At 67.3% G+C, this 12,263-nt stretch carries 9 protein-coding genes; 6 read left to right on the top strand and 3 right to left on the bottom strand.

Annotated features, from left to right (window positions below):
* Positions 1 to 58 precede the first annotated feature (58 nt).
* The 5 genes from gcvP to ACOGXQ_RS01445 all read left to right on the top strand — a co-directional run bounded on the left by gcvP (position 59) and on the right by ACOGXQ_RS01445 (position 6,721).
* The gene (gcvP, locus tag ACOGXQ_RS01465) at positions 59 to 3,028 is read left to right on the top strand and encodes an aminomethyl-transferring glycine dehydrogenase (RefSeq protein WP_419945694.1); all 2,970 of its coding nucleotides are present in this window, start codon (positions 59 to 61) and stop codon (positions 3,026 to 3,028) included.
* Between the two features lie 70 nt (positions 3,029 to 3,098).
* Entirely contained in the window at positions 3,099 to 3,815 is a 717-nt protein-coding gene (locus tag ACOGXQ_RS01460) for a hypothetical protein (protein WP_419945693.1), read from the top strand.
* On the top strand, positions 3,812 to 4,735 hold the full coding sequence (locus ACOGXQ_RS01455; protein ID WP_419945692.1) for a nucleoside hydrolase: 924 nt from the start codon (positions 3,812 to 3,814) through the stop codon (positions 4,733 to 4,735). The genes ACOGXQ_RS01460 and ACOGXQ_RS01455 overlap by 4 nt, the downstream gene beginning before the upstream one ends.
* Before the next feature lie 208 nt (positions 4,736 to 4,943).
* Positions 4,944 to 6,041 carry a selenide, water dikinase SelD gene (gene selD / locus ACOGXQ_RS01450; protein WP_419947318.1) on the top strand — a complete coding sequence of 366 codons (1,098 nt, stop codon included), beginning with the start codon at positions 4,944 to 4,946 and terminating at the stop codon, positions 6,039 to 6,041.
* An 8-nt stretch (positions 6,042 to 6,049) separates the two neighbouring features.
* Positions 6,050 to 6,721, top strand: a complete 672-nt coding sequence (locus ACOGXQ_RS01445) for a hypothetical protein (protein WP_419945691.1) — start codon at positions 6,050 to 6,052, stop codon at positions 6,719 to 6,721.
* A gap of 551 nt (positions 6,722 to 7,272) precedes the next feature.
* On the opposite strand, the gene ACOGXQ_RS01440 is transcribed toward ACOGXQ_RS01445, so the two are convergent.
* Positions 7,273 to 7,614, bottom strand: coding sequence for a hypothetical protein (locus ACOGXQ_RS01440; protein ID WP_419945690.1), 342 nt, complete (start codon positions 7,612 to 7,614; stop codon positions 7,273 to 7,275).
* Between the two features lie 331 nt (positions 7,615 to 7,945).
* Here ACOGXQ_RS01440 and ACOGXQ_RS01435 point away from each other — a divergent pair, with 331 nt between their 5' ends.
* The gene (locus ACOGXQ_RS01435; RefSeq protein WP_419945689.1) at positions 7,946 to 8,932 is read left to right on the top strand and encodes an isopenicillin N synthase family dioxygenase; all 987 of its coding nucleotides are present in this window, start codon (positions 7,946 to 7,948) and stop codon (positions 8,930 to 8,932) included.
* Positions 8,933 to 8,980: 48 nt separating this feature from the next.
* Here the strand turns inward: ACOGXQ_RS01435 and ACOGXQ_RS01430 are convergent, their stop codons facing one another.
* A complete protein-coding gene (locus tag ACOGXQ_RS01430; protein WP_419945688.1) occupies positions 8,981 to 10,438 on the bottom strand; it encodes a mycothione reductase in 1,458 nt (485 codons plus the stop codon).
* A gap of 191 nt (positions 10,439 to 10,629) precedes the next feature.
* Positions 10,630 to 11,934 (bottom strand): serine hydrolase domain-containing protein, encoded by a 1,305-nt coding sequence (locus tag ACOGXQ_RS01425; protein WP_419945687.1) that lies wholly within the window; start codon positions 11,932 to 11,934, stop codon positions 10,630 to 10,632.
* Positions 11,935 to 12,263: the final 329 nt, after the last annotated feature.

The following is a 12,263-nucleotide window of genomic DNA, read 5'->3' as shown; positions in this document are numbered from 1 at the left end:
TGGACAGCTGTGATCGAGGCGAGTGATCAGAAGTCGTGATTCAGAAGAGGCGTTACCCATGAGCGAGCCCCATGTAGGCACGAACGCAGGCGGCGAATTCGCGTCGCGTCACATCGGCCTGCGGCCCGACGATGTCACTGCCATGCTCAAGCGACTCGGGTTCAGCTCGCTCGCCGATCTCGTCGACACAGCGGTTCCTGCCGAGATCCGCATCGACGAGCCGATCGTGCTCGACGGCATCGACCGTCCCTTGACCGAGACGGAAGCCACCGCTGCGATGCGCTGGCTGGCGAACGCCAACACACCGGTGCATTCGCTGATCGGGCTCGGCTACTACGGCACGCTCACCCCGGCAGTCATCCGTCGCAGCGTCCTCGAGAACCCGTCGTGGTACACCGCGTACACCCCCTACCAACCGGAGATCTCCCAAGGTCGCCTGGAGGCATTGCTCAACTACCAGACAATGGTGTGCGACCTCGTAGGCATGGAGATCGCTAACTCGTCGCTGCTGTGCGAGGGCACGGCAGCAGCCGAGGCGATGGCCATGGCCCGCCGCATCACACGCAGCGGCCCCGACCGCTTCTTCGTCGATGCCGACTGCCACCCCCAGGTCATCGACGTGGTCGTCACACGCGCCAGACCGCTCGGCATTGACATCGTCGTCGGCGATCCCGGCACCGAACTGCAGCCGACGGAGGTGTATGGGGCGCTGCTGGCGTATCCCGGCAGCAGTGGCGCCGTCCGCGACCTTCAGCCGGTGATCGAAGCTCTGCACAGCACCGGCGCGATCGCAGCCGTCACTGCCGACCTCCTGGCCTGCTGTGTCCTGCGGCCGCCCGGTGAGCAGGGCGCCGACATCGTGGTCGGCAGCTCGCAGCGGTTCGGCGTGCCGCTGGGCTTCGGCGGCCCGCATGCGGCGTTTCTGGCCACCAGCGAGAAGCACCGGCGCTCGATGCCCGGCCGGCTCGTGGGCGTCTCGGTCGACGCGGCCGGCAGACCCGCGTACCGGCTGGCGCTGCAGACCCGCGAGCAGCACATACGGCGGGAGAAGGCCACCAGCAACATCTGCACCGCGCAGGTGCTGCTCGCGGTCATGGCCTCGATGTACGCGGTCTGGCACGGCCCCGAAGGCTTGGCCGAGATTGCCGGACGGGTGCAGCGCCTGACCGCAGCGCTCGCTGCCGGCCTGCAGTCCATCGGATCGGGCGGTACGCCGCGCAGCGCCCTGGGCGGCGCGTCAGGCCGGTTGTCGGTGCGCAACGACACCTTCTTCGACACGTTGACGGTGGAGGTCCCCGGCGCCGCCGACCTCGTGCTGGACGCTGCGCTCGCAGCGGGATTCAGCCTGCGCCGCGTCGATGCCGACACGGTGAGCGTCTCGCTGGACGAGACCTGCGACGAAGCAACCGTGGCTCACATCCTGGATGCGTTCGGCGCGTTGGGTGAGGGCAGCGGTACCGATGTCGGCACCGTGGCGGAGCTGGCCGACTCGGCACCGTCGGGAATCGCCGAGGAGCTGCGGCGCACCAGCGAGTACCTGACGCATCCCACCTTCGGTGCGTACCGCACGGAGACCGAGATGATGCGCTACCTGCGCCGCCTCGCCTCGTTCGACGTTGCCTTGGACCGGTCGATGATCCCGCTCGGCAGCTGCACCATGAAGCTCAACGCCGCCGCAGAGATGACGCCGGTCACGTGGCCGCAGTTCGCCGACATCCACCCCTTCGCGCCGCCCGACCAGTGGGAGGGTTACCGCCAGATCATCGCCGACCTCGAGCGATGGCTGGCAGCGGTCACCGGCTACGACGCCGTGTCGCTGCAGCCCAACGCCGGCTCCCAGGGCGAGCTGGCCGGGCTGCTCGCCATCCGCGGCTACCACGACGAACGCGGCGACACCCACCGCACGGTGTGCCTCATCCCCTCGTCTGCGCACGGCACGAATGCGGCGTCCGCCGTGATGGCCGGCATGTCGGTGGTGGTGGTGGGCTGCACCGACGACGGCGATGTGGACCTCGACGATCTCGACGCCAAGATCGCCACCCACGGCGACCGGTTGGCCGCGTTCATGGCCACCTATCCCTCCACGCACGGTGTGTATGAAGACGGCATCCGGCAGGTCTGCCTGAAGGTGCACGAGGCGGGCGGGCAGGTGTACGTAGACGGCGCCAACCTCAACGCCCTCGTGGGCCTGGCCGCACCGGGCACCTTCGGCGCCGACGTCAGCCACCTCAACCTGCACAAGACGTTCTGCATCCCCCATGGCGGGGGCGGGCCGGGCATCGGGCCGGTGGCGTGCCGGCTGCACCTCGCCAAGTACCTGCCCAACCACCCGCTGGCGCCGACCGCCGGCCCCGACACCGGCCCGGGCGCCATCTCGTCGGCACCCTGGGGCTCTGCGGGCATCCTGCCGATCCCGTGGATGTACATCGCGATGATGGGTGTCGAGGGGCTCACCCAGGCCACCCAGACGGCGATCCTGTCGGCCAACTACCTGGCCTCCCGGCTCGGCGAGCACTTCGAAATCCTGTACCAGGGCCGCTACGGCCTCGTCGCGCACGAGTGCATCGTGGACCTGCGACCGTTCTCGGAGTGGGCCAGCGTGGACGACGTGGCCAAGCGGCTCATCGACTTCGGGTTCCACGCACCGACCATGTCGTTCCCGGTCGCCGGGACCCTGATGATCGAGCCGACCGAGAGCGAGTCGCTTGTGGAGATCGACCGGTTCTGCGACGCGATGGCGACCATCAGAGCCGAGATCGACAAGGTCGCCTCGGGCGAGTGGCCAGCCGACGACAACCCGCTCGCGAACGCACCGCACACGGCGGTCGATGTGCTCACCGGCGAATGGAATCACCCCTACTCGCGCGCCGAGGCGGTCTACCCGGCCGGCACCGACGCGGCGACGCTGGTCGCGGACAAGTACTGGCCGCCGGTCAGCCGCATCGACGGTGCTTACGGCGACCGCAACCTCATGTGCGCCTGTCCCGATCCCCGCGCCTTCGAAACCCCCGATCCCCAAAGCGGCTAGACCCGGTTTCACAGAATTCGTCTGCTCAAGAAGCTCGGACCGAGAGCGGACAGATCGCTAGCTTTCACACATGGCGCGAGTCGACCCCTCAGTGCTGGAGATGCCAGACGGTGCTGCGGCCGGCACGATGCCGTACTTCTCCCATATCGACACGTGGCTGCGCGCCGAGATCGAGGGTCTCACCGATTCCCAGCTCGACCTCGACGACCAATCTCCCGACCGGGAGCTGATGTGGTGGTCGACACGCCGGCAGATCAGCCACATCGCCTGGGTGTCGCTGATCTTCTCGAAGCGTCGCTGCGGGACCCTGCTGTGGCCCGACGGCAGCATCCCCGAGCCCATCGTGTGGTCCGAGCATCACCAGGGGCGCAACAACAAGCACGGGCTGCGCCTCGATCCCGAGCTGTTCTGGGAGGTGCCGGATCTGCTCGACAAGCTCGATCTCGGCCTGAGCTGGATGCGATACGTGGTGGCGTCTCACCCGGTCGAGACGTGCCGCGAGATGGTCGAGTCACGCCACAGCACGCACTTCTGGGACGACGCCATCACTGTGCTGCCCCGCGGAGCCTGGCACGACCCCGATGACGAGCGCATGATCGTCAACACGCTCGAGTGCGCTGTCTGGATGCTGTTCTACGAGATGGCTTCGCACATCCGCTCCATCCAGCGGATCAAGGAGATCCAGGGGCTGCCGCCGGCCGTCGGGCTGCAGCGCTTCGGCTACCTGCGCCTGCCCCACTACTGGGGCGAAACCGACGCGCCGGCGCCCAGCATCACCAAGCTGTGAACACCAAGATCATCCTCGACTGCGATCCGGGTCATGACGATGCGATGGCGATCCTGCTGGCGGCTCGCGAGTGCGACGTGCTGGCCATCACCACCGTGTCGGGGAACGCGCCGCTGCATCTGACCACGGCGAACGCCCTGCTCATGTGCGAACTCGCCGGGCTCGACATTCCGGTGCATTCGGGCGCCGACCGCCCGTTGCTGGTGCCTGCGGCGCATGCTCCGCGTGCCCACGGGGCGACCGGGTTGGATGGGCCGCCGCGACCGCAGGTGTATCTGGAGGCCACAAGCGCCGACGCAGTGGGCTGCATCATCTCCACGGTCAGGACGCACGACGACGTGTGGCTCGTGCCGGTCGGACCGCTCACGAATATCGCGCTCGCCATCCGCCAGGCACCCGACATCGTCGGGCGGATTGCGGGCATCTCGCTCATGGGCGGTGCGGTGGGGCCCGGCAACGTCACGCCCACGGCCGAATTCAACATCTGGGCCGACCCGCATGCCGCGCTGATCGTGTTCCGCAGCGGTACGCGGGTGCTGCGCATGGCCGGCCTCAACCTGACCCACCAGCTCTGCGTCGGTCCCGAGGTCATCGCCGCGTTGCGCGCAGACGGCGGCACGGTGCCGACCTTCATGGCAGGCCTGTTCGATTTCTACTTGGCCAGCTACCAGGAGCGAGCAGGGCTGGAGGCTGCGCCGATGCACGATCCCTGCGCCGTGCTGGCGGTCAGCCGGCCCGAACTGTTCTCCTTCGGCGCACGGCATGTCGACGTGGAGGCCGATGGCGATCTGACACGCGGCATGACGGTGGTGGACGAGCGACCGGGCACTGAGGCCGTGCGCAACTGCGACGTCGCCTACAGCATCGATGCCGCCGCCGCGCTCGATCTCATCGTCGACGCCGTGCGCAACTACGGCTAGTGCCGCGTCAGCAAACGTTTGCGCGGTTGCTGGCGCCGTCGCTTCGCCTGCGAGCAGGCCCTCCAGCGATCCCCGCCACAGCGAAGGTTGCTTGACACGGCACTAGACCCCGGCGCTCAGGGCAGCAGCAACACCCGCCATCGCGGACGATCTCGGTACCGTTGCCGCTGTGCCGTCCGACAGCACAGCAAACAGCCCGGCGTTCCGGCTGAGTCAGTACAGCCACGGTGCGGGCTGAGCGTGCAAGCTCGGGCCATCCGAGCTGGCGCAGGTCTTGCGCCATCTGACCCCGCCGTCGCATCCCGATCTGCTGGTCGGCACTGACACCAGCGACGACGCCGCTGTGTGGCGGCTCGACGACGGCGCTCTGCTCGTGTCGTCGGCTGACTTCTTCGCGCCGATCGTGGACGATGCCCGCACGTGGGGGCGCATCGCGGCGGCCAACGCGGCCAGCGACATCTACGCGATGGGTGCCAGCCCGCTGTTCGCCCTCAACCTGGCAGCGTGGCCCCGCGACGTGCTGCCGCTCGACCTGCTGGGCGAGGTGCTCGCCGGCGGTGCCGATGCTGCCGCCGATGGCGGTTGGGTGGTGGCCGGCGGCCACACGATCGACGGGCCCGAGCCCCTCTACGGGATGTCGGTGACCGGCACCAGCAGGCCGGCCGCCGACGGCACAGGCCTGCTCACCAACGCGGGCGGTCAGACAGGACAGGCACTGGTGCTCACCAAGCCGCTGGGCACCGGACTGCTGGCGACTGCGCTGAAGCACTCCGATCCCGAAGCGGTCGCCTGGAGCGGCACGCTGTGGGGCACCTACGAGGCCGCCGTGGCCGAGATGTGCAGGCTCAACAACACCGCCGCCGCTGTGGCCATCAAGGCAGCAGCGACGGCGGCCACCGACGTCACCGGCTTCGGGCTGCTGGGTCACCTCGCAGAACTCGCTGCGGCCAGCGACGTGAGCGCCGTGGTGGACGCCGGCGCCGTGCCGACGCTGCCTGACGTCGTCCGTCTCGCGACCGGCGGCTATGTGCCCGGCGGCACCAGGCGCAACCTCGACCACCTGGCCGAGCGCCTCGACGGCGGCGGCGATCTGACACGCACCGTGCTCGCAGATCCGCAGACCTCGGGAGGCCTGCTGTTCAGCTGCGATCCCGGTCGTGCCAACGGCGCTGTGCGAGAGCTGCGTGACAGCGGCCATGACGCTGCAGTGATCGGCGAACTGGTCGTCGGCAGCAGCGGCACCATCGCGATGACCGGTGCCGTGGCCGCAGACACCGGCTCTGGCACCGGCGGCGGCACCGCCTGAGATTCGCCGTGGTCGCTTCAGGGGGGACGACCGGCGGTTCCGCAGAGACACCGACCGCTGCCGCAGCACCGTCGCCTTCGACCGACGGCACAGCGCGCCGGGGCGTGTTTCCCGGCTCGTTCAACCCGCCCACTGTTGCCCATCTTGCCATCAGCGAAGCCGTGGTGGTTCAGCATCACCTCGATGTGCTCGTGTGGTCGGTGAGCCGGGTGGCGCTCGCCAAGGAAGACGTGCAGCTGCCACGCCTTGCGGACCGGATCACTGTCCTCGAAAGCGTCGCTGCACGCCTCGACTGGCTCGAGATCAGCGTCACCGACGCGCAGCTGCTGTCGGAGATCGCTGCCGGCTTCGACGTCATCGTCATGGGTGCCGACAAGTGGCAGCAGATCCACGACCCTGTCTTCTACGGCAACGATCCGGCACGCCGGGACGCATCCGTCGCAGCACTGCCGACCGTGGCCATCGCGGCCCGCCCGCCGCACGACTGCCCCGCCGATCTAGTGCTCGACCTGCCGGATTGGGTCGGCACTGTGTCGAGCACCCAGGCGCGCACCACCGATCCCGCACTGATGGCGCCAGAGGCGGCTCGCTTCGACGCAGAGACCGGCGCCTGGACCGACCCGGCCCGCTGCGAAGCCTGGATGTCCCAACACGACACGCCGAGCAGCGGGCGCACTTGAAGCCACGTCTGGGCCGCGCAGCACTCAGCCGCGTCGGGCTGCTATGACCCACTTTCCCCGGGACCGGATGGCGGCCCCGTGGCAGAAAGGGAGCCTCGTGCAACCGGGACAAGCAATAGGTGACTGCCTCGGTTGGCTCGGAGTCGCTCGGGCCATGTCGGAGCACACGCTTCGGGCCCACTGCGGTGATCTCGCGGCGCTGAAAAGGCACCTCGGCTCTGAAGTCGTCGCCGGCGCCAAGCTCGTCGGCCTCCGCCTCGTCGAGCCAACCGAGCACCTCGCCGATATTGGTGACGTCGGCCTTGAGACCCATGGCGTAACTCTGGTGCACATAGGGCTTCGGCGGTGCCGGCCGGACGAGACCGTTGCGCACGAGCCGGTTGACAGCAGCGCTGACGCCGATGACAGCAGCGCTGCACAGGCCTTCGACTGCGGCGGCCACATCGTCTTCCAATGTCACCGTCGTACGTATGCAATCAACATAGCATCATGGTGCACACCTGTGAGCATTAATTCGCCAATCCCGACGCCGGGAGTCTCCGCGGCAGGGCTCAGCCGGCGGTGCCAGAGGCGGCGGCGTGGGTGCGAGCGCCGGCGGCGGCAGCAGCGGCTTCTGGGGACATGCCGATGCCGAAATAGCCCTCGATGCGGGCGAGCCGCTGCCCGTTGGCCGCGACCTCGGTGCGCAACTCTGCGATCTCAGTGCGCAACTCTGCGATCTCGGTGCGGAATTCACTGCGCACTTGGGCGATCTCGCCGCGCACTTGGGCGATCTCGCCGCGCAATTCGACGCGGAGCCGCTCGACGATGCGCTGCTGGTGCCAGACCAGCCCCAAAATGCCGACTGCCAGTGCGACGAGCTGCACGATGTCCATAGCGCTTACGCTCCCCACGTCTTCGAAGCTAGCAGGTCACCGTAACCCGCAGAGCGTCACTAACAAAGTGATTTATTGAAAATTATCGAAACATACTGTACTGTTGCAGAAGCCTGCGGTTCGCGGCGGCCGCGTGCCGGACCGGCTCGCGGCGAGCGACCAGGGCACCGCGCCGCTGGCTGGCGCAGTACACGACGCGCAGGGCTAGTGCGGTGTCCACATACCTGCACATAGTGACACCGAAGCAAAACACTGGAACTGCGGGCAAGTCTTAGGCGCGCTCACCTATCCTCAGCGCTTGCCACATGACGCGTGAGACGGCTGAACTGACGGCGTGCCAGGAAGGGCAATGGACGAGATCGACGAGATCCTCGATGTGGACCTGCTGGCCTTCGAGCAGGGTTCGGCGGCACAGCGCAGGGCCGTCACCGACGGAGTCATGGCCAGCCTGCGGACCGGCTTCGTGTACACCGCGCATGATCTCTCGGGCGGACTGCTTGACGACGCCTACGAGGTGCTGGGCAGTTTTTTTTCGCTCGAGCCCGACGCCAAGATGCGCTACGTCGATGCGGAGTCGTTCGGCGCGCGTGGCTACACCGGCCCGCTCACCGAAACCGCCGCCATCTCCGACCTGCCTGACTGGAAAGAGATGTTCAACTGGAGCGATCAGCCTCCTGCCGGTCACCCGCTCACGACCAAGTACGGCCGGTGGTACCGGCCGTCGATCTTCCCCGACGCCGACATCGACGACGCCGGCGACATCCTCACCGAGTTCCACCGGCGGCTCGTCGAGCTGCAACGGCGCTTCCTGCGAGTGATCGCCGAGGGCATCGGCGCCCACGAGACCTACTTCGACAGGATGACTACCTATGGCACGCACCTGTCCCGAGCTATTCACTACCCGCCGATGTCACGCGCCCCCGGCGGTGGCAGCGAGGGCCACGTCTGGGCAGACGAGCACGCCGACATCAACCTCATCACGGCCCTGCCCCGAGCCACCGACCGCGGCCTGCAAGTCCGTATTGACGGCGAATGGACAGATGCTGCGCCGCCCGACGACCACGTCATCGTCAACTCGGGGATCATGCTGGAGCACGTCACCAATGGCCTGATCGGTGCCGGCTGGCATCGCGTCAAGGCCGACCCCGACCAACACGACAGCCGTCTCAGCGTGGTGCAGTTCTGCCACCCCCGGCCGTCGACGATCCTCACGTCGGCGCCGCCGACGGTCACGCATGAGCGGCCGTGCCGCTACGAGGCAGTCTCGGCCGAGGATCGACTCGAAGAGGTGATCTGGGAGATCAACTTGATCCCGCACGCCCGCCGCATCGACTGATTGCGGCAAGCTGAGCGCGCCAGGCCGAACGCGGCCGAACTGGCTGAGCTACAGCTCCAGCAGGGCGTTCTCAACTACTTCAGTCAGCGCCGGGTGGATATAGAACTGCTCGTGGGCCATCTGGTCGACGGTCTGGCCGAACGACATGCCTTGGATCAGCTGCTGGATCAGAGTGGAGGCCTGCGGGCCGATGATGTGGGCGCCGAGCAGCTCGCGGGTCTCTGCGTGCGCTATCAGCTTGGCGAAGCTGGTGCTGTCCTCCATCGCCCAGCCGTAGGCGGTATGTCCGAACGGCTTGTTCGCCACTGAGATGGGCAGACCAGCTGCGCGGGCATCCCGCTCGGTGAGGCCCACTGACGCGACTTGCGGGTGCGAGAACACCGCATGAGGCACCAGCCGTTCGTCCACGCTGCGCATCGGCCCAGCCGCCTGATCCTCGGCCACCAGCAAGTTGTGCCTCAGTGCTCGCACCTGAGCGTTCGCGAGGTGCTTGAGCTGGATCTCGCTGGACAGGTCGCCGAAGGCCCACACGCCCGGTGCGGAGGTGCGAAAGAACTCGTCGGTCAGCACGCGGCCGTCCCGGTCCTCCACCCCCCCTAGATCGAGCGCAAGCTGGTCGCCATTGGGCACTCGTCCGGTGGCTACCAGCAGCACATCAGCCCGAGCCGACTCGGCGCGGCCGTCGCGGCTGAATTCGACGGTGTAGGTGTTGCCGCGGGCACTCGGCGAGCCGTCGGCGGCATATGCGAAATCGCCACACGTCCCCGCAGCGGTCGCGGCACCGCCGCGCACGCTGGTCACCGTCGCGCCCAGTCGCAAGTCGAAGTGACGCTGCGCCGCGGCAGTGAATGCCGCCGAGACATCGACGTCCTCGGCACGCAGCAGGCGCTCGCCGCGGTTGACGACGGTGACCTCGGTGCCGAGAGCCGAGAACACGTATCCCAGTTCGCACGCGATGTAGCCTCCGCCGAGCACGATCATCGACGCCGGCAGGGCATCGAGCCGCATCACGGTGTCGGACGTGTGGAATGGCACGGTTCCGAGGCCCCGATAGGGCGGGATGTAGGGCCGGGCACCGGTGCCGAGCACGATGTGACGGCCCGACACCGACTCGGTGGACCCGTCATGCATGCGCACGGCCAGACGCCGGTCGCTCACAAAGCGCGCGTCGCCTTCGAACACGGCGATGTTGGGACACTCGGTGCCAATCCGATAGCCACGACCGCCGTCGGCAATCGGATCGATCCGCCCGAACACGCGGTCCCGAATGGCGGGCCAGTCGGCATCCTCGAAGCTCGCCGAGATGCCGTAGCCGGCTGCCGTTGCGATGGTGTCAGCCACATCGGCCGCGTACACGAACATCTTGGAGGGGATGCACCCCACGTTCAGGCAGGTGCCGCCGAAGACGCCCCGTTCGACGATCGCGATCGACCAGTCGTCGAATTCGGCGCCAGGGATGGAATTGGCCGAGCCGGTACCGACGATGACCAAGTCGAAGTCTGACATGGGCGCAGTCAATCAGCGCCGGCGACACCGGGCGCACGGCTGACCGCGAGACGCCACGCTCACGAGGAGCTGCGCGGGCGGGTGAGCCTTCCCGCTGTCGCACATGTTGCTTCCCGCTCTTGTGCCCAATTTCGATTCAATACGGACTCACGGGCCGCTCGGACCACGGCTTCGCCTACCGGCTCAGCCTTCTACACGAGTGCCTGGTACACGAGCGCCTTCAGCTCCGGGCGGATGGGATGTGTGCTCGAAGGGAGCAACTGGGTGAGGAACACCACCGTGATGTCCTCGACCGGATCCACCCAGAACGCCGTCGACGCAGCGCCGCCCCACGCGAACTCGCCCTTGCTGGAGACGACCTTCGTCGTCGCGGGATCGAGCACGACCGAGAAGCCGAGGCCGAAGCCCACGCCGTCGAAGGCCGCTTCTGAGAACAGGGCCCGGCCACACTCAGTCAGATCGCACCCGCCCGGCAGGTGATTGCTGACCATGAACTCCAGAGTGCGTCGGCCAATGACGCGAGCGCCGTCCAGTTCGCCGCCGTTGCGCAGCATCTGGGTGAATCGGTGGTAGTCCCCCATCGTCGACACCAGCCCGCCGCCACCGGAAAGGATCCTGGGCGGACTCAGGTACGCGGACAAGCGCGGGTCGTCCATCAGCGTCCGTTGCAAGGCCGGATCGTCGGGTCGGTACGGGGGCGGTACTGCACCGGTGCTGCCGACAAAGCTGCGCGCCGCGGCTGCTGCCGTCGTGTAGTTGGCCGCGAAGCGCTCGACATCGGCTTCGGGGACTTCAAAGCCAGTGTCGACCATGCCCAGCGGCCCAGTCACATGCTCGGCGAGGTAGTCGTCGAGCGGCTGGCCCGAGACGAGTTCGACGACCCGGCCCAGCATGTCGGTGGAGTAGCTGTAGTTCCATTCGGTGCCCGGATCAAACAGCAGCGGCAGCGACGCCAGCGCCTCGCAGGTCTCTTCGAGGTTGCCGGGTGCACCCCAGTTGAAGCCGTTGGCTCGGTACAGCGCGTCGACCTCATTGGCGAAGTGAAAGTCGTACGTCAGGCCCGACATGTGCGTCAGCAGGCTGTGGACGGTGACTTCGCTGGCCGGCTCTCGGGTCTGATACTGCATCACGTTGCCGCCGGCGAAGACGCGTGCATTCGCGAATTCCGGAATCCAACGCGAGACGGGGTCCTTCAACTGGAAACAGCCCTGCTCGTACAGCTGCATCGCAGCGATCGACACGATGGGCTTGGTCATCGAGTAAATGCGGTAGATCGTGTCGGAGGTGACTGGCAGCGATCGCTCGCAATCCCGCTCGCCGTAGCGGTGCGTGTAGGCGACCCGGCCGTCCCTGCTCACCAGAACCGACATACCCGGCAGGCGCCCGTCGTCGACATAACAATCCAGATGGGCGGCGATGCGTCCGAGCCGGTCGGCATCGAAGCCCACCTCCGTTGGATCGACGGTTGGCTCGATGTCTGAGGTGATCGATCCCATCGCTTGCCCCTGTCTTGCTTGCTGTCGGCGCTCACATGCCCCTGTCGCATGTCATCGGGCCGCAGGTTACGGCGCAGGCTCCGGCCGGATGCGTCGGCTCGGCACGCCGGGTCATTCCGCAGACGACGGTATGCCGGCTGGGGCATTCTCAGGCTTGCAGCGGCACTGGGCCTGATCGCTAGGCATGACCCTAAATTACATAGGAACTATGAAAATAGATTGAGAATAAAGCTCTTGACAGCAAGCGAGCAACCACTACTAGAGTGCCGCAGACCCGTCGGAGGCTTGGGCATGCGACCAAGGCCTCCGGCATCCAGCGATGCAGTAAG

This window comes from Candidatus Poriferisodalis sp. (assembly GCF_965208485.1).
Taxonomy (GTDB): domain Bacteria; phylum Actinomycetota; class Acidimicrobiia; order Acidimicrobiales; family Poriferisodalaceae; genus Poriferisodalis.
Note: the sequence above shows the minus strand (reverse complement) of the source record. Positions and strands in the feature narration are given on the sequence as shown.